Source organism: Streptomyces sp. NBC_00572, assembly GCF_026341815.1.
In the GTDB taxonomy this organism is placed as follows: domain Bacteria; phylum Actinomycetota; class Actinomycetes; order Streptomycetales; family Streptomycetaceae; genus Streptomyces.
Map to the genome: position 1 here is coordinate 341,579 of NZ_JAPENX010000001.1, position 20,389 is coordinate 361,967.

At 71.1% G+C, this 20,389-nt stretch carries 21 protein-coding genes and 1 tRNA gene; 13 read left to right on the forward strand and 9 right to left on the reverse strand.

The window, feature by feature from the left end:
• Positions 1 to 71: 71 nt before the first annotated feature.
• Both chpH and OG514_RS01585 read right to left on the reverse strand, forming a co-directional pair.
• Entirely contained in the window at positions 72 to 305 is a 234-nt protein-coding gene (gene chpH / locus OG514_RS01580) for a chaplin ChpH (RefSeq protein ID WP_030218232.1), read from the reverse strand.
• Between the two features lie 129 nt (positions 306 to 434).
• Positions 435 to 1,760: a M20/M25/M40 family metallo-hydrolase gene (locus tag OG514_RS01585; RefSeq protein WP_266890028.1), complete on the reverse strand. Its 1,326-nt coding sequence runs from the start codon at positions 1,758 to 1,760 to the stop codon at positions 435 to 437.
• A gap of 208 nt (positions 1,761 to 1,968) precedes the next feature.
• Here OG514_RS01585 and OG514_RS01590 point away from each other — a divergent pair.
• Positions 1,969 to 2,056, forward strand: a tRNA-Leu gene (locus OG514_RS01590).
• 69 nt (positions 2,057 to 2,125) lie between these two features.
• Positions 2,126 to 3,052, forward strand: a complete 927-nt coding sequence (locus tag OG514_RS01595; RefSeq protein WP_266890029.1) for a pseudouridine synthase — start codon at positions 2,126 to 2,128, stop codon at positions 3,050 to 3,052.
• Here the strand turns inward: OG514_RS01595 and OG514_RS01600 are convergent.
• The 4 genes from OG514_RS01600 to OG514_RS01615 form a co-directional block, all read right to left on the reverse strand.
• Positions 3,036 to 3,665 (reverse strand): MBL fold metallo-hydrolase, encoded by a 630-nt coding sequence (locus OG514_RS01600; RefSeq protein ID WP_266890032.1) that lies wholly within the window; start codon positions 3,663 to 3,665, stop codon positions 3,036 to 3,038. The two genes, OG514_RS01595 and OG514_RS01600, sit on opposite strands and share 17 nt — an antisense overlap.
• Positions 3,665 to 4,750, reverse strand: coding sequence for an S-(hydroxymethyl)mycothiol dehydrogenase (locus OG514_RS01605; protein ID WP_266890034.1), 1,086 nt, complete (start codon positions 4,748 to 4,750; stop codon positions 3,665 to 3,667). Before OG514_RS01605 ends, OG514_RS01600 begins: the two co-directional genes overlap by 1 nt.
• Positions 4,751 to 4,870: 120 nt before the next feature.
• Entirely contained in the window at positions 4,871 to 6,328 is a 1,458-nt protein-coding gene (locus OG514_RS01610; RefSeq protein ID WP_266890036.1) for an amino acid permease, read from the reverse strand.
• A gap of 248 nt (positions 6,329 to 6,576) precedes the next feature.
• Positions 6,577 to 7,278: a FadR/GntR family transcriptional regulator gene (locus tag OG514_RS01615; protein ID WP_266890038.1), complete on the reverse strand. Its 702-nt coding sequence runs from the start codon at positions 7,276 to 7,278 to the stop codon at positions 6,577 to 6,579.
• A 147-nt stretch (positions 7,279 to 7,425) separates the two neighbouring features.
• On the opposite strand from OG514_RS01615, the gene OG514_RS01620 reads away from it, so the two are divergent.
• Genes OG514_RS01620 through OG514_RS01630 form a run of 3 tightly spaced genes read left to right on the forward strand, consistent with a single transcriptional unit; the run spans position 7,426 to position 9,889 of the window.
• A complete protein-coding gene (locus OG514_RS01620) occupies positions 7,426 to 7,953 on the forward strand; it encodes a gluconokinase (RefSeq protein WP_266890040.1) in 528 nt (175 codons plus the stop codon).
• A 48-nt stretch (positions 7,954 to 8,001) separates the two neighbouring features.
• The gene (locus OG514_RS01625) at positions 8,002 to 9,399 is read left to right on the forward strand and encodes a GntP family permease (RefSeq protein ID WP_266890042.1); all 1,398 of its coding nucleotides are present in this window, start codon (positions 8,002 to 8,004) and stop codon (positions 9,397 to 9,399) included.
• A gap of 55 nt (positions 9,400 to 9,454) precedes the next feature.
• Positions 9,455 to 9,889 (forward strand): ASCH domain-containing protein, encoded by a 435-nt coding sequence (locus OG514_RS01630; protein WP_266890045.1) that lies wholly within the window; start codon positions 9,455 to 9,457, stop codon positions 9,887 to 9,889.
• A gap of 112 nt (positions 9,890 to 10,001) precedes the next feature.
• Here OG514_RS01630 and OG514_RS01635 read toward each other — a convergent pair whose 3' ends face one another.
• Entirely contained in the window at positions 10,002 to 11,657 is a 1,656-nt protein-coding gene (locus OG514_RS01635) for an FAD-binding dehydrogenase (protein ID WP_266890047.1), read from the reverse strand.
• 104 nt (positions 11,658 to 11,761) lie between these two features.
• Here OG514_RS01635 and OG514_RS01640 point away from each other — a divergent pair, with 104 nt between their 5' ends.
• The 5 genes from OG514_RS01640 to OG514_RS01660 are packed head-to-tail and all read left to right on the forward strand — an operon-like array spanning position 11,762 to position 14,492.
• Complete coding sequence (locus tag OG514_RS01640; RefSeq protein WP_266890049.1) at positions 11,762 to 12,391, forward strand: TetR/AcrR family transcriptional regulator; 630 nt, start codon at positions 11,762 to 11,764, stop codon at positions 12,389 to 12,391.
• A gap of 20 nt (positions 12,392 to 12,411) precedes the next feature.
• Positions 12,412 to 13,176: a glucose 1-dehydrogenase gene (locus OG514_RS01645; protein ID WP_266890050.1), complete on the forward strand. Its 765-nt coding sequence runs from the start codon at positions 12,412 to 12,414 to the stop codon at positions 13,174 to 13,176.
• Between the two features lie 39 nt (positions 13,177 to 13,215).
• Positions 13,216 to 13,749, forward strand: a complete 534-nt coding sequence (locus tag OG514_RS01650; protein WP_266890052.1) for an NUDIX hydrolase — start codon at positions 13,216 to 13,218, stop codon at positions 13,747 to 13,749.
• A 24-nt stretch (positions 13,750 to 13,773) separates the two neighbouring features.
• Positions 13,774 to 14,169 (forward strand): YidH family protein, encoded by a 396-nt coding sequence (locus OG514_RS01655; RefSeq protein WP_073915163.1) that lies wholly within the window; start codon positions 13,774 to 13,776, stop codon positions 14,167 to 14,169.
• On the forward strand, positions 14,166 to 14,492 hold the full coding sequence (locus tag OG514_RS01660) for a DUF202 domain-containing protein (RefSeq protein WP_266890056.1): 327 nt from the start codon (positions 14,166 to 14,168) through the stop codon (positions 14,490 to 14,492). Before OG514_RS01655 ends, OG514_RS01660 begins: the two co-directional genes overlap by 4 nt.
• 27 nt (positions 14,493 to 14,519) lie before the next feature.
• Here the strand turns inward: OG514_RS01660 and OG514_RS01665 are convergent, their stop codons facing one another.
• Complete coding sequence (locus OG514_RS01665; protein WP_266890058.1) at positions 14,520 to 15,449, reverse strand: NADP-dependent oxidoreductase; 930 nt, start codon at positions 15,447 to 15,449, stop codon at positions 14,520 to 14,522.
• A gap of 151 nt (positions 15,450 to 15,600) precedes the next feature.
• Here OG514_RS01665 and OG514_RS01670 point away from each other — a divergent pair, with 151 nt between their 5' ends.
• Positions 15,601 to 16,512, forward strand: a complete 912-nt coding sequence (locus OG514_RS01670; protein ID WP_266890060.1) for an MBL fold metallo-hydrolase — start codon at positions 15,601 to 15,603, stop codon at positions 16,510 to 16,512.
• 150 nt (positions 16,513 to 16,662) lie between these two features.
• On the opposite strand, the gene OG514_RS01675 is transcribed toward OG514_RS01670, so the two are convergent.
• Entirely contained in the window at positions 16,663 to 18,003 is a 1,341-nt protein-coding gene (locus tag OG514_RS01675) for an enolase C-terminal domain-like protein (RefSeq protein WP_266890063.1), read from the reverse strand.
• 132 nt (positions 18,004 to 18,135) lie between these two features.
• On the opposite strand from OG514_RS01675, the gene OG514_RS01680 reads away from it, so the two are divergent.
• Positions 18,136 to 19,155 (forward strand): phosphotransferase, encoded by a 1,020-nt coding sequence (locus tag OG514_RS01680; protein WP_266890065.1) that lies wholly within the window; start codon positions 18,136 to 18,138, stop codon positions 19,153 to 19,155.
• Positions 19,156 to 19,161: 6 nt separating this feature from the next.
• Complete coding sequence (locus OG514_RS01685) at positions 19,162 to 20,376, forward strand: acyl-CoA dehydrogenase family protein (protein ID WP_266890068.1); 1,215 nt, start codon at positions 19,162 to 19,164, stop codon at positions 20,374 to 20,376.
• The last annotated feature ends 13 nt before the right edge of the window (positions 20,377 to 20,389 follow it).

Below are 20,389 nucleotides of genomic sequence, written 5' to 3' on the forward strand. Positions count from 1 at the left end.
CCGGCCCCGGAGTGCATGGCACGCACTCCGGGGCCGGACCGGCTCACACCCTCACGGGGCGAGGCACAACGTCAGGCGTTGACGCAGGTGTTGCCGAAGGCGGGGTTCAGCAGGCCGATCACGGAGACCGTGTTGCCGCACAGGTTCACCGGGACGTGAACCGGCACCTGGACGACGTTGCCCGAGAGGACACCGGGGGAACCGATGGCGGCACCCTGGGCACCCGCGTCGGCAACGGCCATGCCCGCACCCGCGAGAACGAGACCGCCAGTGGCAGCCGCAGCAGCGACGACCTTCTTGATCATTATTCCTCCTAGTTGGCAATGCGGCCCCAGCCGCGGACCGCACCACCTGTAACGAGGGGGAATGGAGGGGGCTACGAGCCCCCGAGTTCATTCACTCTTTCCGGGCACATGCAAACGCGCGGACGAATTTCAGCAGGCGTCGATGAAACGGTCCAGGACGCGGGCGCCGAACTTCAGGCCGTCCACCGGAACCCGCTCGTCCACGCCGTGGAACATGCCGGCGAAGTCGAGCTCCGGCGGCAGCTGCAGCGGGGCGAAGCCGAAGCAGCGGATGCCGAGGTCGTCGAAGGACTTCGCGTCGGTGCCGCCGGAGAGCATGTACGGCACGGCACGGGCGATCGGGTCCTCGGCGCGCAGCGCCAGCTGCATGGCGTCGACCAGGGCGCCGTCGAAGCTGGTCTCCAGGGCCTTGTCGCCGTGCACGTCCTCGCGCTTCACGTTCGGCCCGAGGATCCGGTCGAGGTCGGCGAGGAACTCCTGCTCGTACCCGGGCAGGAAGCGGCCGTCGACGTGCGCGGTGGCCTGGCCGGGAATGACGTTCACCTTGTAGCCGGCGCCGAGCATGGTCGGGGCGGCCGAGTTCCGCAGGGTGGCGCCGACCATCTTGGCGATGCCGCCGAGCTTGGCGAGGGTGCCGTCCATGTCCTCGGGGTCGAGGGGGGTGCCGAGCGCGTCGGAGAGCTCGTCCAGGAAGGAACGGACGGTCTTGGTGACCCGTACCGGCCACTGGTGGCGGCCGAGCCGGCCGACGGCCTCGCAGAGCTCGGTGATGGCGTTGTCGTCGTTGGTCATCGAGCCGTGACCGGCCGTGCCCTCGACGGTCAGCCGCATCCAGTGCATGCCCTTCTGGGCGGTCTCGACCAGGTAGAGGCGGAGGTTCTCGTTGACGGTGAAGGAGAAGCCGCCGACCTCGCCGATGGCTTCGTTGACCCCGTCGAACAGGTCCCGGTGCTTGTCGACCAGGTGCCGGGCGCCGTAGGTGCCGCCCGCCTCCTCGTCGGCGAGGAAGGCGAGGACGATGTCGCGCGGGGGCTTGCGGCCGCTGCGCAGCCGGTCCCGAACGACCGCGAGGGTCATCGCGTCCATGTCCTTCATGTCGACGGCGCCGCGGCCCCAGACGCAGCCGTCGGCGATCTCCCCGGAGAAGGGGTGGTGGGTCCAGTCCTCGGCGTTGGCCGGGACGACGTCGGTGTGGCCGTGGATGAGCAGGGCGGGCCGCGACGGGTCCTCACCCTCGATGCGGGCGACGGTGGAGGCCCGCCCCTGGTGCGACTCGATGATCTTCGGCTCGAGTCCGACCTCAGCGAGCTTCTCGGCGATGTACTCCGCCGCCGCCCGCTCGCCCGGGCCGGAGTGGTCGCCGTAGTTGCTGGTGTCGATGCGGATGAGGTCGCGACAGAGGTCCACCACCTCGTTCTCGGCGGTGACGCTTCGGCCGGTGTTCGACTCGCTCACGCTGCTTCCTCCCACTACGTGCCCCACGTGATTGCTTCGGTGCTCGTCCCATCCTCCCGCGTGCCCCCCTCCCGACCCAAGGGCGGCCCTCGGCCGACATGCGGCTGTCACACGACGGGGGCGACCGGGGGTGGTGATCGGCCACCCCGAATGTTTGCTATGGTTTTCCTCGTCGGAAGGGCCCAGCGGCACGGAAGACAGACACCTTGTCCGGGTGGCGGAATGGCAGACGCGCTAGCTTGAGGTGCTAGTGCCCTTTATCGGGCGTGGGGGTTCAAGTCCCCCCTCGGACACCACACGAAGTCCCGGTCGATCTCATCGACCGGGACTTTCGGCATGAGTACGTGCAGTCATGAGGCGGAGCCGTGAGACGGAGAGCGAAGGCGCCGGTCGCGCCGTTGCCGCAGCGGGACGGGGTCGATCCCGTGCGACTTCGGCTGCCGGAGGACCCGGGCGGGTCCTGGGAGACCGTACGGGAGCATCTGCTGGAGCGGTACGGGGCGGCCGTCGGGGTCGGGCGGGTCGAGGAGATGCTCGGCGAGGGCCGGTTCGTCGGGGTCGACGGGCCGGTGGCCGGGGACGATCCGTACACCGCGGGCCGGTACCTCTGGTTCCACCGGGACTTTCCCGTGGAGGAGCCGGTGCCGTTCCCGATCGGAGTGGTGCACCGGGACGAGCGGATCGTGGTCGCGGACAAGCCGCACTTCCTCGCGACCATGCCCCGGGGGCGTCATGTCACGGAGACGGCGCTCGCGCGGCTCCGGCGGGAGCTGGGGCTTCCGCACCTCCAGCCCGCGCACCGGCTGGACCGGCTGACGGCGGGGCTGGTGCTCTGCGTCGTACGGCCGGAGGACCGGGGGGCGTACCAGACGCTGTTCCGGGACCGCCTGGTCGGCAAGGAGTACGAGGCGGTGGCACCGTACGACTCCGGGGTGGAGCTGCCGATGACGGTGCGCAGCCGGATCGAGAAGGAGCGCGGGGTGATGGCCGCCCGGGAGGTGCCGGGCGAGCCGAACAGCGAGAGCCGGATCGCGCTCGTGGAGCGGCGGGGCGGGCTCGGGCGGTACCGGCTGGTGCCGGAGACCGGGCGGACGCATCAGCTGCGGGTGCACATGAACGCGCTGGGGTTGCCGATCCTGCACGATCCGATCTATCCGGTGGTCCGTGAGGACGGGTCGGAGGACTTCGGGCGTCCGCTGCAACTGCTGGCGCGGACGCTGGAGTTCACCGACCCGTTCACGGGTGCGGAGAGGCGCTTCGAGAGCCGGTTGCGGCTCAGTGACCTCGGCTGATCCATTCCTGGAGGTGCGGGGCCTCGGCGCCGATCGTGGTGCTGTCGCCGTGGCCGGTGCGTACCACCGTCTCCGGCGGCAGGGTGAGGAGCTTCTCCCGGATCGAGTCGACGATCGTCGGGAAGTCCGAGAAGGACCGGCCGGTGGCGCCGGGGCCGCCCTGGAAGAGGGTGTCCCCGGTGAAGACCGTGCCCAGGTCCGCGGAGTACAGGCAGACGCCGCCGGGGGCGTGGCCCGGGGTGTGGAGGACCGTGAGGTCCGTGCCGGCGATGGTGAGGACCTGACCGTCGGCGAGATCGCCGTCGGGGCTGTGGTCGGGGTGGGTCTGCTTCCACAGCGGCTGGTCGGCGGGGTGGAGCAGGATGCGGGCGCCGGTGGCGGCCGCGAGCGCCGGGGCCGCGTCGATGTGGTCGTTGTGGGCGTGGGTGCAGACGATGGCGCGCAGGGCGCGGCCGTCGAGGGCGGCGAGGATGGCGTCGGCGTCGTGGGCGGCGTCGATGACGATCGCCTCCGTGTCGTCGCCGACGATCCAGACGTTGTTGTCGACGTCCCAGGTGCCGCCGTCCAGGCTGAAGGTACCGGAGGTGACGACGTGGTCGATGCGGGCGGCCATCAGAACACCACCACCGAACGGAGGACGTCGCCCTCGTGCATGCGGGCGAAGGCCTTCTCGACCTCGCCGAGGCCGATGGTCTCGGTGACGAAGGCGGCGAGGTCGATGCGACCCTGCTGGTGCAGGTCGACGAGCATCGGGAAGTCGCGGGAGGGAAGGCAGTCGCCGTACCAGGAGGACTTGAGCGCGCCGCCGCGGCCGAAGACGTCGAGGAGCGGGAGTTCGAGCTTCATCTCGGGGGTGGGGACGCCGACGAGGACGACGGTGCCGGCGAGGTCGCGGGCGTAGAAGGCCTGCTGGTAGGTCTCGGGGCGGCCGACGGCCTCGATGACGACGTCGGCGCCGAAGCCGTCGGTGAGTTCGCGGATCGCCTCGACGGGGTCGGTGGAGCGGGAGTTGACGGTGTGGGTCGCGCCCATCGCCTTCGCCGTCTCCAGCTTCCGGTCGTCGATGTCCACGGCGATGATCTTCGCGGCTCCGGCGAGGCGGGAGCCGACGATCGCGGCGTCGCCGACGCCGCCGCAGCCGATGACGGCGACGGTGTCGCCGCGGCCGACGTTTCCGGTGTTGATGGCGGCGCCGATGCCGGCCATCACACCGCAGCCGAGGAGGCCCGCGACCTCGGGGGCGACGGCGGGGTCGACCTTGGTGCACTGGCCGGCGGCGACCAGGGTCTTCTCGGCGAAGGCGCCGATACCGAGGGCCGGGGAGAGCTCCGTGCCGTCGAGCAGGGTCATCCTCTGCTTGGCGTTGTGGGTGTCGAAGCAGTACCAGGGGCGGCCGCGGCGGCAGGCGCGGCACTGGCCGCACACCGCGCGCCAGTTGAGGATCACGTAGTCGCCGGGCTCGACGTCGGTCACGCCCTCGCCGACCGACTCGACGACTCCGGCGGCCTCGTGGCCGAGGAGGAAGGGGAACTCGTCGTTGATCGCGCCCTGCTTGTAGTGGAGATCGGTGTGGCAGACGCCGCAGGCCTGGATCTTCACGACGGCCTCACCGGGGCCGGGGTCGGGGATCACGATCGTCTCGACGCGTACGGGTTCGTTCCTGCCGGGGGCGATGACCCCCTGGACGTGCTGCGGCATCGCGAACTTCCCTTCCTCCGACCGGATCTTGTAAGGCTCTTGCGTACCACTATCTCCTGACAAAAGGCGAGTCCCCCGCAGGCCGTGCCTGTGGGGGACTCGCCGTTCCCGTGGGGGAGGTCAGTCGCGGTTCGCCGCTGCGGTCGTACGGACCCGCTTGCGGACGAGGAACCAGCCGCCGACGAGGGCCGCCGCGATGAGCGGCAGGCAGTTGACGGTGGTGCGGCTGATGCCGCCGTCCATCCACATGAGGACGAGGACGGAGCCGAGGAAGACCAGGGTCACGATCTGGGTGTACGGGGCCCAGGGGAGGTTGTAGCCGGGGCGGGTGAGCTTGCCCTGCTCAGCGTTGCGCCAGAAGAGGAGCGAGCAGACCATGATCATGGCCCAGGTGCCGATGATGCCGATGGAGGCGAAGTTGAGGACCAGCTCGAAGGCCTCGCCGGGCATCACGTAGTTGAGCGCGACACCCATGACGCCGAAGGCGGCGGTGAGCAGGATGCCGCCGTAGGGGACGCCGCCCTTGTTCATGACGCCGGTGAACTTGGGCGCGGAGCCGGAGAGCGACATGGAGCGCAGGATGCGGCCGGTGGAGTAGAGGCCCGAGTTGAGGCTGGAGAGCGCGGCCGTCAGGACGACGAGGTTCATCACGCCGGCGGCGCCGGGGATGCCCAGCTTGTCGAAGACGGTGACGAAGGGGCTCTGGTCGCCGGAGTACGCGGTGTACGGGAGGATCAGCGCGAGCAGGACGACGGAGCCGACGTAGAAGAGGCCCACGCGCCACATGATCGAGTTGATCGCCTTCGGCATGATCTTCTCGGGGTTCTCGGTCTCGCCGGCGGCGACGCCGCAGAGCTCGACGGAGGCGTAGGCGAAGACGACGCCCTGGATGAGCAGCAGCATCGGCATCATGCCGTTGGGGAAGATGCCGCCGTTGTCGGTGATGTTGGCGAGGCCCGGGGTGCTGCCGCCGACGTCGTGCGAGGTCACGACGAGGAAGATGCCGATCAGCATGAAGGCGACGAGGGCGCCGACCTTGATGATCGCGAACCAGAACTCCATCTCGCCGAAGTACTTCACGGAGATGAGGTTGGCGGCGAGGACGACCGCGAGGGCGATCAGGGCGAGGATCCACTGCGGGACGTCGCTGAACATCGACCAGAAGTGGGCGTACGTCGCGGCCGCGGTGATGTCGGCGACGGCGGTGGTCGACCAGTTGAGGAAGTACAGCCAGCCGGCCGTGTAGGCGCCCTTCTCCCCCATGAACTCACGGGCGTAGGAGACGAAGGCGCCGGACGAGGGGCGGTAGAGCACCAGCTCGCCGAGGGCCCGCACCACGAAGAAGGCGAAGACGCCGCAGACCGCGTACGCGATGAAGAGGGAGGGGCCCGCCTGGGACATCCGGCCACCGGCGCCCAGGAAGAGGCCGGTGCCGATCGCGCCACCGATGGCGATCATGTTGATGTGGCGGGACTTGAGGTCCTTGCGGTATCCGGCGTCGCCGGCGTCGACGTGGGGGGCGGCCGGGTTCGCCTTGGCGGCGGACAGCGGGTCGGCCGCGATGACGCGGTCACTCATGGAGTTGTTCGCCTTCGTGAGGGGGCTGTGCGGTACCCGGCCGTGCCTGGTGGGGGGTCACCCCGGCACGGCCAGCGCACATCCTCACGGCAAGGGACGGGAACTGACTGTGGCGCATGTCACTGAACGCCCATATTTGAGCTAGTTCAGAGCTTTACCGGCGCTTTACGGAGTGGTTTGCGGGTGTTCTCCCACGCGGCCTACCGCGCGCTCCACCTCGTGACCTGCCTCGTGACCCACCGCGCGCCTTACGGAGCGAGGACGTCCAGCTCCTGGAGGGCGCCGACCGCGATCTGGCGGGTCAGCTCCTCGGCGCGGACCGCGTCCCGCTCCCGCACGGCCTCGGCGACCTGGACGTGGAGGGTGACGGCGGCCGGGTCGGGGTCCTCGAACATCACGTGGTGGTGGGTACGGCCGGTGAGGACCTCGGCGACGACGTCGCCGAGGCGGGCGAACATCTCGTTCCCGGAGGCGTTGAGCACGACCCGGTGGAAGGCGATGTCATGGACGAGGTACTCCTCAAGACGCCGGCCGCGTGAGGTGGCGACCATGCCGAGGGCCTGCTCGGTCAGCTCGCGGCACTGCTCGGGGGTGGCGTTCACGGCGGCCAGGCCCGCGGCGACGGGTTCCACGGCCGAGCGGAGCACGGTGAGCGAGCGGAGCTGGCGGGGGCGGTCGGCGCCGGCCAGCCGCCAGCGGATGACCTGGGGGTCGTACACGTTCCAGCTGGCGGTGGGGAGGACGGTCACGCCGACGCGGCGGCGGGACTCGACGAGGTGCATGGACTCCAGGACCCGGACGACCTCGCGGATCACGGTCCGGGAGACGTCGAAGCGCTGGGCGAGCTCGTCGGTGCGCAGCACGGTGCCGGGCGGATACTCCCCTGCCGCGATCGCGAGACCCAGGGTGGCGAGGACGTGCGAGTGAAGCCCCTGGGCCGGTGTCGTCATGGTGGCAAGCCTATGCGCGCTCGCGCGGGTGATCACATCGAGAATTAAAAGTACTACTTTTACGTCACAGTCTCTTGAATACGTCGTACCCAATGGGTTTCATGGGCGCGACGGATCGATGTCGAAGAAGACAGCGAGGCACCACCCATGAGCACCACCCCCCAGCCCGGGACAACGGCGGTCGTCGTCGTGATGGGCGTCGCCGGGACCGGCAAGACCACGATCGGACCGCTGGTCGCCGAAGCCCTCGGCCTCCCCTACGCCGAGGGCGACGACTTCCACCCGGCGACGAACGTGGCCAAGATGTCGGCCGGCGTCCCCCTGGACGACAGCGACCGCGAACCCTGGCTCGACGCCATCGGGACGTGGGCGCACGACCGGGCCGGGCTCGGCGGTGTGGTGAGCAGCTCCGCGCTGAAGCGCAGCTATCGGGACCGGCTGCGCGCCGCGGCCCCCGGTGTGGTCTTCCTCCATCTGACCGGTGACCGGGAGCTCATCGAGCAGCGCATGGGGGCCCGCAAGGGCCACTTCATGCCGACGGCGCTCCTGGACTCCCAGTTCGCCACCCTGCAGCCGCTGCAGGAGGACGAGGCCGGCGTCGCCGTCGACGTCTCCGGCACCCCCGAAGAGATCTCCGAGCGGGCCGCCGCCGCGCTGCGCGCCCTCGCCGGCTGATCTCAGTCCCCCGTCCCCCGTTCCCCCGCTCGTACGAAGGACTCCACCGTGCCCAGTCTCAGCGTCGAGATCCTGGCAGCGGACGCCGCCGAACCGATCACCTCGGCAGGCAACGCCCAGCTCGGCATCGCCGTACTCGCCGGCATCGCCGTCATCGTCGTGCTCATCACCAAGTTCAAGCTGCACGCGTTCCTGGCGCTGACCATCGGGTCGCTCGCGCTCGGCGCGTTCGCCGGTGCGCCGCTCGCGGACACCATCAAGTCCTTCACCACCGGCCTCGGCAACACCGTCGCCGGCGTGGGCGTCCTGATCGCCCTCGGCGCGATCCTGGGCAAGCTGCTCGCCGACTCGGGCGGCGCCGACCAGATCGTCGACACGATCCTGGCGAAGGCGAGCGGCCGGGCCATGCCCTGGGCCATGGTCCTGATCGCCTCGGTGATCGGTCTGCCGCTCTTCTTCGAGGTCGGCATCGTCCTGCTGATCCCGGTCGTCCTCATGGTCGCCAAGCGCGGCAACTACTCCCTGATGCGGATCGGCATCCCGGCCCTCGCCGGACTGTCCGTGATGCACGGCCTCATCCCGCCGCACCCCGGCCCGCTCGTCGCCATCGACGCGGTCGGCGCCAACCTGGGCGTCACCCTCGCCCTCGGACTCGTCGTCGCCATCCCGACCGTGATCATCGCCGGCCCGGTCTTCTCCCGGTACGCCGCCCGCTGGGTGGACATCCAGGCCCCCGAGAACATGATTCCGGCCCGGCCCTCCGAGGACCTGGAGAAGCGTCCCGGCTTCGGTGTCACCGTCGCGACCGTGATGCTGCCCGTCGTCCTCATGCTGGTGAAGGCGCTCGTCGACATCGTCGTGGACGACCCGGAGAACGGCGTCCAGAAGGTCACCGACGTCATCGGCTCCCCGCTGATCGCGCTGCTCGCCGCCGTCATAGTCGGCATGTTCACCCTGGGCCGGGCGGCCGGTTTCACCAAGGAGCGGCTGTCCTCGACCGTCGAGAAGTCCCTCGCCCCGATCGCGGGCGTCCTGTTGATCGTCGGCGCGGGCGGCGGCTTCAAGCAGACCCTCATCGACCTCGGCGTCGGCCAGATGATCCTGGACTTCTCCGAGAACTGGTCCATCCCGGCCCTGCTGCTCGCCTGGCTGATCGCGGTGGCGATCCGGCTGGCGACGGGCTCCGCGACGGTGGCGACGATCTCGGCCGCCGGGCTCGTGGCTCCGCTGGCGGAGGGCATGTCGACGAGCGAGTCGGCGCTGCTCGTCCTCGCGATCGGTGCGGGTTCGCTCTTCTTCAGCCATGTCAACGACGCCGGGTTCTGGCTGGTGAAGGAGTACTTCGGCATGACCGTCGGCCAGACGATCAAGACCTGGTCGGTGATGGAGACGATCATCTCGGTCGTGGGCATCGTGTTCGTGCTGCTGCTGTCGCTGGTGTTGTGACCTGAGCAGCTCCGTACGCCGGTGAGGGCCGGTCGTGACTGACAGACTGTCGGCCATGACCGGCCCTCACGCGCTCAAGCCCCTCCTCCTCGCCTTCCCCGGCCCCCTGCGGGACCAGCTGGTCGCGGCGGTCCTGTCCGGCGAGAAGGTCGCCACGACGGGCCTCCTCGTGGAGTACGAGGTCGAGAACGAGGAACTGCCGGAGGCGGGCGAGCGCTCGGCCCTCATCGACTCGGACGGTCGCGAGATGGCGGTCGTGGAGATCACCGAGGTCGAGGTCCTGCCCTTGGGCGAGGCGGACCTGCGGCTCGCGCTCGACGAGGGCGAGGGGTACCTGTCGGTGCCGGAGTGGCGCGAGGCACACGAGCGCTTCTGGCACAGCGAGGAGATGCGGGAGGGGTTGGGGGACCCGGGGTTCGTGGTGGACGACTCGACGATGGTGGTGGTGGAGCGGTTCAGGGTGGTGGAGTTGCTTCAGGGGGGCAGGTGAGAGGGCCCTGGACCGAGGCCCCCTCCGCTGTCCGGCGCGCCTTCCGCCGTGCGAGAAGTGGTGGGAGCCGGCGGGGTGTTCGTACCGCCGACGGTCCTGATCACCACGTCCGTCAGCTCACCGCCCTGGCCGCCGCCCGGCCCGCCGCCCGGCCCGAGAAGATGCAGCCGCCGAGGAAGGTGCCTTCGAGGGAGCGGTAGCCGTGGACGCCTCCGCCGCCGAAGCCGGCCGCCTCGCCCGCCGCGTACACGCCTTCCAGGGGTTCGCCGCCCTCGGTGAGGACGCGCGAGTCGAGGTCGGTCTCCAGGCCGCCGAGGGACTTGCGGGTGAGGATGTTGAGGCGGACGGCGATCAGCGGGCCCGCCTTGGGGTCGAGGATGCGGTGCGGGGACGCCGTGCGGATGAGCTTGTCGCCGAGGTACTTGCGGGCGCCGCGGATCGCCGTGACCTGGAGGTCCTTGGTGAAGGGGTTGGCGATCTCACGGTCGCGGGCGGTGATCTCGTGGCGCAGGGCGGTCTCGTCGATCAGGTCCTCGCCGGTGATCCGGTTCATGCCGCGGACGAGGGCGGAGAGGTCGTTCTCGACGACGAAGTCGACGCCCTTGTCCATGAACGCCTGGACCGGGCCCGGCACGTCGGCGCGGGCGCGGCCGATCACGTCGCGGACGGACTTGCCGGTGAGGTCGGGGTTCTGTTCGGAGCCGGAGAGGGCGAACTCCTTGCCGATGATCCGCTTGTCGAGGACGAACCAGGTGTGGTCGTGGCCGGTCCGCATGATGTGTTCGAGCGTGCCGAGGGTGTCGAAGCCGGGGAAGAGCGGGACGGGCAGCCGCTTGCCGGTGGCGTCCAGCCAGAGGGAGGACGGGCCGGGGAGGATGCGGATGCCGTGCTTGGCCCAGATGGGGTTCCAGTTCTCGATGCCCTCGGTGTAGTGCCACATCCGGTCTCGGTTGATGTGGTGGGCGCCGGCCTTCTCGGCGATGCCGAGCATCAGCCCGTCGACATGGGCGGGCACTCCGGAGAGCATCCGGGCGGGCGGGGTGCCGAGCCGCTCGGGCCACTGGGCGCGGACGAGCTCGTGGTTGCCGCCGATGCCTCCGGAGGTGACGATCACGGCCTGGGCGCGCAGTTCGAAGGTGCCGGTGGCCTCGCGGCTGCTGGCGGTGCCGCGCTCGGCGGTGGAGGGTTCCAGGATCTCGCCGGTGACGGTGTCGACCGCTCCGGCGGTGCGGCCGAGGGCGGTGACCCGGTGGCGGAAGCGGAGCTGGACGAGGCCGCGGGCGACGCCCTCGCGGACCTTCCGCTCGAAGGGGGCGACGAGGCCGGGGCCCGTACCCCAGGTGATGTGGAAGCGGGGGACCGAGTTGCCGTGGCCGTTGGCGTCGTAGCCGCCGCGCTCGGCCCAGCCGACGACGGGGAAGAACCGCACCCCGCGCGCGTGGAGCCAGGAGCGCTTCTCGCCGGCGGCGAAGTCGACGTACGCCTCGGCCCACTTCTTGGGCCAGTGGTCCTCGGTCCGGTCGAAGCCCGCGGTGCCGTACCAGTCCTGGAGGGCGAGGGCGTGGCTGTCCTTGACGCGCATCCTGCGCTGTTCGGGAGAGTCGACGAGGAAGAGGCCGCCGAAGGACCAGTGGGCCTGGCCGCCGAGGGACTGTTCGGGTTCCTGGTCGAGGAGGATCACGGTTCGGCCGGCTTCGACCAGCTCGGCGGTGGCGACGAGGCCGGCGAGGCCGGCCCCGATCACGATCACATCAGCGTCGTAGGACATGGACCGCATCTTGGATACACGAATGTATCGAGTCAACCTTTTCGCCGTGCCGCCCTGATCCGTGCCCCCTCCCGTTTTCTAATGCTGGGCATTAATATGGATGCATGGCGAGGACATCGGGGCCCGAGACCCGGGACAAACTGATCCGCGCGGCCGAGGAACTCTTCGCCGCCCAGGGCGTCCACGGCGCACAGCTGCGGGACGTCGTGGCCCGTGCCGGGCAGGCCAATCCCTCCGCCGTGCAGTACCACTTCGGCTCGCGCGCCGGGTTGCTCGACGCGGTGATGGCCGGCCGCCAGGCCCGCACGGAGGGCGTTCTCGCCCCGCTGCTCGCGGCCGCGCCCGACGAGCTGCACGCGCTGACCGCGGCCCTCGTCACGGCCGAGGCGAGCGAGCTGAGCACCGACCGGGGCCGGCGCTGCCTGCGGATCTCCGCTCAGCTCAGCCATGAGAGCGGTGTCCGCACCCGCACCCCTCATCCGACGCTCGCCGGCACCGGTTACTGGCGCCTGATCGAGCGGATCGCCGACCGGCTGGCCGCCGACGGGCTGCCCGAGCCCCTGCTCCTGGAGCGCCTCGACCTGGCGCTGACCGTGGTGGGCGCGGCGATGGCGGACCGGGCCCGGCAGTACCTCGACGGCACCGAACCCCTCACCGGTGAGGCGCTCTTCCTCGCCGATCTGGTCGAGACGACCACCGCGCTTCTCCGGGCCGCACAGCCCCGGAGCGTCTGAAGAACCCGAAGGGACCTTTCATGAACAACCTGACCGGCAGGACCGTCCTCATCACCGGCGGCGCGCGCGGGCTCGGCGCCGAGGCGGCCCGGCAGGCGGTGGCGGCCGGCGCGAACGTCGTCGTCACCGACGTCCTCGACGAGGAGGGCAGGGCGACCGCCGAGTCGCTCGGCGAGCGGGCGCGATACTTCCACCACGACGTGACCTCCGAGGAGGAGTGGGCGGCGGCCGTCGCGTACGCCGTGGCGGAGTTCGGCGGGCTGCACGGCCTGGTGAACAACGCGGGCATCTCCACCGGCGCCTTCCTGGAGACCGAGTCCGTCGAGCACTTCCGCAAGGTCCTCGACATCAACCTGACCGGTGTCTTCATCGGCATGAAGGCCGCGATACCGGCGATGAGGGAGGCCGGCGGCGGCTCCATCGTCAACATCTCCTCGGCGGCGGGCCTGATGGGCCTGGCCCTGACCGCCGGGTACGGCGCCTCCAAGTGGGGCGTGCGCGGTCTGACGAAGATCGGCGCGGTGGAGCTCGGGACGGCGAGGATCCGCGTCAACTCCGTCCACCCGGGCATGACGTACACCCCGATGACGGCCTCCGTCGGCATCGAGCGCGGCGAGGGCAACTACCCGAACACGCCGATGGGCCGGGTCGGCGAGGCCGACGAGATCGCCGGCGCGGTCGTCTTCCTGCTGTCGGACGCGGCCTCGTACGTGACGGGCGCCGAGCTGGCGGTGGACGGCGGCTGGACCACCGGCCCGACGGTCAAGTACGTCATGGGGCAGTGAGTCCGCTCCCCCGTCGGCCGGTCCTGCTTGGATGACGGGATGAGTTCCGCTGAAGAGATTCTCGATGTCGTCGACGAGCACGACCGGGTGATCGGGCAGGCTCCGCGCGGCGAGGTGTACGCGCGGGGCCTCATCCACCGCTGCGTCTTCATCCGGGTCCGGGATGCCGAGGGCCGGATCTTCGTCCACCGCAGGACGCCGACCAAACTGGTCTTCCCGTCCCTGTACGACATGTTCGTCGGCGGGGTCGTGGGCGCGGGCGAGTCCTACGACGAGGCCGCCCTGCGCGAGGCCGAGGAGGAGCTCGGGGTGCGGGGCCTGCCCCGGCCCGAGCCCGTCATGACGTTCTTGTACGACTCCGCGGGCGTGGCCGGCAAGTGGTGGTCGGCGGTCTACGAGGTGCGGTGCGAGCTGCCGGTGAACCCGCAGGTGGAGGAGGTCGCCTGGCATGCCTTCCTCACGGAGGAGGAGCTGGCCGCGCGGCTCGGCGACTGGGAGTGGGTACCGGACGGGCTCGCCGCGTACGAGCTGCTGCGGGCGGGCGGGGCGGCGGACGGCGGTCGGGCGGGCTGATCACCCGAACGTTAGGGTGCGCGTGTGAGCGATTTCGTACAGAGTCTGCGGCTGTGGTTCGCACCGCAGCGGATCCGGGACGAGGGAGACACCCCCGACTACCGTTTCTCCCTCGCCAACGAGCGGACCTTCCTCGCCTGGATCCGGACCGCGCTCGCCCTGGTCGGCGGCGGCTTCGCCGTCGACCAGTTCCTGCCGGACCTGCGCTGGGGAGTCCGGGTGGGACTCGCGCTCGCGCTGCTCGCGGCCGGGGTGCTGTGCGCGCTGCGGGCGGTGAACCACTGGGTGCGCTGCGAGCGGGCGATGCGGCGCGGCGAGGACCTGCCGGGATCCCGGTTCCCCGCGGTGCTGAGCCTGGTGGTGGCGGTGGTGGCCGTCGCCATGGTGGTGGTCGTGCTCTTCGGCTGGGCGGGACGGTGACGGAGACCGCCTCCGGGATCGACGCGCGTGATCCCGGGCTCCAGCCGGAGCGGACGCGGCTCGCGTGGCGGCGGACGACCCTGTCGTGCACGGTGGTGGCGGTGCTCGCCGTCAAACTGGCCGTGAGCGACGAGATCACCGCCGTCGGGCTCACCGGGCTCGCGCTGTCGGCGCTCGTGTGGATCGGCTTCCTCGCCGTCGCGCACCGCCGGATCCGCTCCCTGAGCCCGGCCAGGCCGCAGCCCCTCTCCCACCGGGGCGCGCTGCTCGCGGCCTCCTGCACGATCGCTCTGGCCGTCTTCGGGGCGGCGATGATCTGGTGATCCGCCCTGGGCGTCGCGGGGCGCGCTTCAGGGGACGGTGACGACGACCTTGCCGTTCAGGCCGCCCGCGGCGTTGGCACGCTGGGCGTCCGCCGCCTGTTCCAGCGGGAACGTCCTGGCCACCCGTACGGTGAGAACGCCCTCGTCGACCAGGTCCGCGAGGGCCGCGAGGTCGACCGGATCGGGGCGGACCCAGAAGTAGCGGCCGCCGAGCGCGAGGACCTCGCCGTCGGCGATCGAGGCGAGCCGGCCCTGGGGGGCGAGCAGCCCGGCGGAGATCCGCAGGAACGGTCCCCCGATGGTGTCGAGGACGGCGTCCACGCCCAGCGGGGCGAGGGCCCGGACCTGGTCGGCGAAGGTCGCCTCGTCGTAGCCGACCGGTTCGGCGCCCAGCTCGGCGACGCGTTCGAGGCCGGCGTCCCGGGCGGCGCCGATGACCCGGCAGCCGAGGTGGCGGGCGATCTGCACGCCCATGGAACCGACCCCGCCGGCCGCCGCGTGCACCAGGACGGTGTCGCCGGGGCGGACCGTGAGGGCCTGGTGGAGGGCCTGGTAGGCGGTGAGGCCGACGAGCGGCAGCGCGGCGGACTCCTCGAAGCCGACGGAGCGCGGCTTGCGGGCGAGGGTGCGGACGGGGGCGGCGACGTACTCGGCGAAGGTGCCCCGGGAGAGGAAGTCCTCGCGGACGTAGCCCATGACCTCGTCGCCCTCGGCGAACTCGGTGACGGAGACTCCGGGCCGCACGACGACACCGGAGACGTCCCAGCCGGGGATGACGGGGAAGACCGCGTCCATCATTCCGTCGAGGTACCCGGCCTGGCACTTCCAGTCGACCGGGTTGACCGCGGCGGCCCGCACCTTGATCAGGACCGCGTCGGGTCCGATCTTGGGGTCGGGCAGCTCGCCGTACTCCAGGACCTCGGGGCCGCCGTACCGGCTGTAGCTGATCGCCTTCATACCCCGACCCTCGGTGCACCGGTGTCCGCCCGCAAGCCGGGGAGGTACGGGCGGGTCAGCGGGTCGAACGCCCGTACAGTCGCCTTTCCCCCGGCCCCCGCCAACTGGCACTCTTCCCCTGTCCAGTTGGGCTCTCACCCGGGGGAATCCCTTGTCTGCCACCGATCCCTACGTCGTCGCGCTCGCGCCGAACGTCCACGCCTTCGTCCAGCCCGACGGCGGCTGGTGCCTGAACAACGCCGGCTTCCTCGGCGACGCGCGCGAATCGCTGCTCGTCGACACCGCCGCCACCGAGCGCCGGGCCCGGCTGCTGCGGGAGGCGGTCCTCGCGGAGGGCCTCCCGCTGCCGAGGACGATCGTCTCCACCCACCACCACGGCGATCACACCTACGGCAACGGGGTCTTCCTGCCGGAGGCTCGGATCGTCGGCCACGAGAACTGCCGGAGCGAGCAGCTGGCGGCCGGACACCAGCTCCATCTGCTGTGGCCGCAGACCGACTTCGGGAAGGTCGACATCCTGCCGCCGTCCATGACGTACCGCGAGCGCCTGACCCTGTACGTCGGTGACACCGAGGTACGGGTGATCCACCCGGGGCCCGCACACACCACGGGCGACTCGATCGTGCACCTTCCGGAGCACGGCGTCGTCTTCACCGGCGACCTGGTCTTCCACGGCGGGACGCCCTTCCTGCCGATGGGTTCGCTCGCCGGGTCGCTGCGGGCGCTCGACCTGCTGCGCTCGCTCGACGCGCCGACGGTGGTGCCGGGGCACGGCCGGGTGACCGACCCGTCGGCGTACGACGCGACCGAGCGGTATCTGCTCTGGGTGCGCGAGCTGGCCACGGAGGGGTACGCGAAGGGCGCGACGCCGCTGGAGACGGCGCGGCGGGCGGAGCTCGGCGAGTTCGCCGCGTGGCGGGAGAGCGAGCGCCTGGTGGCCAACCTGCACCGGGCGTACGCGGAGCTGGAGGGCCTGCCGGAGGCGTCGCCGCTCGACCCGGTCACGGTCTTCGGCGACATGGCGGCGATGAACGGCGGGGTGCCGGTGGCCTGCCACGCGTAGCCCTTGGGCGGGCGGCGGGGTGGTGACGGTGGTGGTGGTGGTGGTGCGGACCGTGTGCGGGCGGGCCTTGCGGATGCCGGCCTTGCTCGGGCGGGCCTCGCACGGCGGGACCTTGCGGGTGCGGGCCTCGCGCGGCGGGGCCCCGTGCGGCTACCAGCGTGGGACCTTCGGCGTGTGCCACTCCGGGTCGGCGACGCGCATCGCCGCCGCGTCGTCGCGGTCCCGCAGGCTGCCGTCGTCGTCGAGCCAGCGGCGGTGCAGGGCGGCGAGCGCGGCCCGGTCGAGTTCGACCCCGAGGCCGGGCGCGTCGGAGACGGTCAGCCGCCCGGCCCGGAAGACCGGGCGGGTGGTGACGACGTCCTCGGACTGCCACGGGTAGTGGGTGTCGCAGGCGTGGTGGAGCTCCGGCAGGGTGGCGGCGACCTGGGTCATGGCGGCGAGGCTGATGCCCAGGTGGGTGTTGGAGTGCATGGAGAGCCCGACGCCGTACGTCCGGCAGAGCGCGGCGAGTTCGCGGGTGCGCCCGAGGCCGCCCCAGTAGTGGTGGTCGCAGAGGACGATCTCTACCGCCCCCTTCGCGAAGGCCTCCGGGACCTCCTCGAAGGTCGTCACGCACATGTTGGTGGCGAGCGGGACCTCGGTGCCGGCGGCGATCTCGGCCATCGCGTCGGTGCCGCTCGCCGGGTCCTCCAGGTACTCCAGCACGTCCTTGAGTTCGCGCGCGACGGCGAGGGAGGTCTCCACGGACCAGGCGCCGTTGGGGTCCAGGCGGAGCGGGCGGCCGGGGAACGCCTCGGCGAGCGCGCGGATCGCCGCGATCTCCTGCTCCGGCGGGAACACCCCACCCTTGAGCTTGAAGGACCGGAAGCCGTACGCGCGGTCGAAGCGGCGGGCCTGGGCGACGATGCCTGCGGGGTCGAGGGCCGCTCCCCAGTCGTCGACGGGGCCCGTGGCCGGGTGGGTGGCCCAGCGGTAGAAGAGGTACGCGCTGTACTCGACGGTGTCGCGGACCTTGCCTCCGAGGAGGGCGTGGACGGGCAGGCCGAGCGTCTTGCCGAGGGCGTCGAGGCAGGCGGTCTCGAAGGCGGAGACGACGGAGAGTCGGAGCTTGTCGGCGGTACGGACTCCGCGCAGGCCGCCGGCATCGACGCCGCTCGCCTCGCCCGGGCCGGGGGCCGGATCGGTGGTCGGGCCGGGGGCCGGATCGGTGGTCGGGCCGGTGGTCGGATCGGTGGCTTCCGCGAGCGCGAAGAGGTCGTTCACGTCCGTGACCGAGCGCCCCCGGAGCGTCTCGGTAAGGGGGCGCGCCAGGTCCAGGTAGACGCCGTCGCCGTACGTCTCCCCCAGGCCGCTCACCCCTCCCCTGGTGATCACTTCGACCACGAGCCGGGGCGTGTACGGCTGGTGAACCCCCTGGACGTTGAGGAGAGGCGGGTCGGAGATGAGGATCGGGGTCAGCCGGACTTCGTCGACGATCAGCTTCGCATCCATATGTGAACCCTATTCATGGATGGGATCGATGACCAGAGGGCGTAGGGCCGTTTCACGACTCCCCTCTGGACGACATACCGACTGGTCGGTCATCATGAACGCCGACCGAAGCCGATCCGGAGGTACGCACGTATGAGTTCCGCCCCGCCGCCAGGTCTCGACCCCGAGCAGCTGCGCCGCTTCCTCGACCGCGAGCGCCCCGGCCTGGTGTCCGGCCCCCTCGAAGCCCGACTGATCGAAGGCGGCCGGTCGAACCTGACGTACGTCGTGACCGACGGCGCCGGCCGCTGGGTCGTCCGTCGGCCGCCGCTCGGTCACGTCCTCGCCACCGCCCACGACATGCGGCGTGAGCACCGCGTCATCAGCGCCCTGCACACCACGGACGTGCCGGTGCCGGAGACACTGCTGCTCTGCGAGGACGACTCCGTGCTCGGGGCGCCCTTCTACGTCATGGAGTTCGTCGACGGGACGCCGTACCGCTCGGCCGGAGAACTCGCCGCGCTCGGCCCCGACCGCACCCGCGCCGCCGTCCTCGGCCTCGTCGACACCCTCGTCGACCTGCACGCGGTGGACCCGGCTGCCGTCGGGCTCGGCGACTTCGGGCGCCCCGAGGGCTTCCTCGACCGGCAGCTGCGCCGCTGGGGCAAGCAGCTCGACGCCTCGCGCGGCCGTGAACTGCCCGGGATCGACGAGCTGCACGCCGCCCTCGGCCGTGCGCTGCCCGCATCGCCGGCGCCCACCGTGATCCACGGCGACTACCGGCTCGACAACGTCCTCATCGACGACGACCGCATCAGGGCCGTCCTCGACTGGGAGATGTCCACCCTCGGCGACCCGCTGACCGACCTCGGCCTGCTCGTCATGTACAGCACGCCGCTCGATCTGCCGGGCTCCCCCATCTCCACCACCGCCACGGCCCCCGGGCACCCCACCGCCGCCGAACTGGTCGAGCGCTACGCCGCCCGCTCGGGCCGCGACACCTCCGGCCTCGCCTGGTACACCGCCTTCGCCTGGTTCAAGCTCGCTGTGATCCTGGAGGGCATCCACTACCGCTGGACCCTCGGGCAGACGGTCGGCGCGGGCTTCGACCGCATCGGCGAGCTCGTCCCCGTCTTCATCGAGCACGGCCTGACCACCCTTCAGGAGGGCTGAACCACCATGGACTTCGCCTACGACGCACGCACCGAGGAACTCCGCGCGAAGCTCCTCGCCTTCATGGACGAGCACGTGTACCCGGCCGAGCGGACCGCCGAGGAGCAGCGCGCCCTGCTCGCCTCCCCGTGGGACACCCCGGCGGTCGTCGAGGAACTGAAGGCGGAGGCCAAGCGGCAGGGTCTGTGGAACCTCTTCCTCCCGGACGCGGAGTACGGTGCCGGGCTGACCAACCTCCAGTACGCGCCGCTCGCCGAGATCACCGGCCGCAGCCCGCACCTGGCCCCGACCGCCCTCAACTGCGCCGCCCCGGACACCGGGAACATGGAGCTGCTCGCCCAGTTCGGCGACGAGGCGCAGAAGAAGCAGTGGCTGGAGCCGCTCCTCGCCGGCGAGATCCGCTCGGCGTTCGCGATGACCGAGCCCGAGGTCGCCTCCTCCGACGCGACGAACATCGAGACCCGGATCCGGCGGGACGGCGACTCGTACGTCGTCGACGGCCGCAAGTGGTACATCTCCGGGGCCATGAACCCCGACTGCAAGATCTTCATCGTCATGGGCAAGACCGACCCCGACGGCACGGACCTCCGCCGCCAGCAGTCGATGATCCTCGTGCCGCGCGACACCCCCGGCGTCGAGGTGCGGCGGGCGATGCAGGTCTACGGGTACGAGGACCACTCCCACGGCGGCCACGCCGAGGTGATCTTCGACGACGTCCGCGTCCCCGCCTCGCACCTCATCGGCGAGGAGGGCGGCGGCTTCGCCATCGCGCAGGCACGGCTCGGCCCCGGCCGCATCCACCACTGCATGCGGCTCATCGGCATGGCCGAACGGGCCGTCGAGCTGATGTGCCGCCGCGCGGTCTCCCGTACCGCCTTCGGCAAGACGCTCGCCCAGCAGGGCGTCGTGCAGAACTGGATCGCGGACGCCCGGGTGCAGATCGAGCAGCTGCGGCTCCTCGTCCTCAAGACGGCCTGGCTCATGGACACCGTCGGCAACCGGGGCGCGCACACCGAGATCCAGGCCATCAAGATCGCGACCCCGCGCGCGGTGGTCGACATCATCGACAAGGCCGTGCAGGCGCACGGGGCGGGCGGGGTCTCGCAGGACTTCCCGCTGGCCGAACTGTGGGCGGCGGCGCGGACGCTGAAGCTCGCGGACGGGCCGGACGAGGTGCACCAGCGGTCGCTGGCGCGGCGGGAGCTGAAGAAGTACCTGTAGCGCGGGCGCGGCG

Coding starts and splice junctions, on each gene's coding strand:
- OG514_RS01685 (WP_266890068.1), top strand. CDS start 19,162: ATGGACTTCGCCTACGACGCACGCACCGAGGAACTCCGCGCGAAGCTC.
- OG514_RS01600 (WP_266890032.1), bottom strand. CDS start 3,665: ATGGCCGCCCGCATCGACCACGTCGTCACCTCCGGTACCTTCAGCCTG.
- OG514_RS01675 (WP_266890063.1), bottom strand. CDS start 18,003: ATGGATGCGAAGCTGATCGTCGACGAAGTCCGGCTGACCCCGATCCTC.
- OG514_RS01630 (WP_266890045.1), top strand. CDS start 9,455: ATGACCGGCCCTCACGCGCTCAAGCCCCTCCTCCTCGCCTTCCCCGGC.
- OG514_RS01620 (WP_266890040.1), top strand. CDS start 7,426: ATGAGCACCACCCCCCAGCCCGGGACAACGGCGGTCGTCGTCGTGATG.
- OG514_RS01645 (WP_266890050.1), top strand. CDS start 12,412: ATGAACAACCTGACCGGCAGGACCGTCCTCATCACCGGCGGCGCGCGC.
- OG514_RS01680 (WP_266890065.1), top strand. CDS start 18,136: ATGAGTTCCGCCCCGCCGCCAGGTCTCGACCCCGAGCAGCTGCGCCGC.
- OG514_RS01605 (WP_266890034.1), bottom strand. CDS start 4,750: ATGCCGCAGCACGTCCAGGGGGTCATCGCCCCCGGCAGGAACGAACCC.
- OG514_RS01615 (WP_266890038.1), bottom strand. CDS start 7,278: ATGACGACACCGGCCCAGGGGCTTCACTCGCACGTCCTCGCCACCCTG.
- OG514_RS01610 (WP_266890036.1), bottom strand. CDS start 6,328: ATGAGTGACCGCGTCATCGCGGCCGACCCGCTGTCCGCCGCCAAGGCG.
- chpH (WP_030218232.1), bottom strand. CDS start 305: ATGATCAAGAAGGTCGTCGCTGCTGCGGCTGCCACTGGCGGTCTCGTT.
- OG514_RS01665 (WP_266890058.1), bottom strand. CDS start 15,449: ATGAAGGCGATCAGCTACAGCCGGTACGGCGGCCCCGAGGTCCTGGAG.
- OG514_RS01635 (WP_266890047.1), bottom strand. CDS start 11,657: ATGTCCTACGACGCTGATGTGATCGTGATCGGGGCCGGCCTCGCCGGC.
- OG514_RS01640 (WP_266890049.1), top strand. CDS start 11,762: ATGGCGAGGACATCGGGGCCCGAGACCCGGGACAAACTGATCCGCGCG.
- OG514_RS01650 (WP_266890052.1), top strand. CDS start 13,216: ATGAGTTCCGCTGAAGAGATTCTCGATGTCGTCGACGAGCACGACCGG.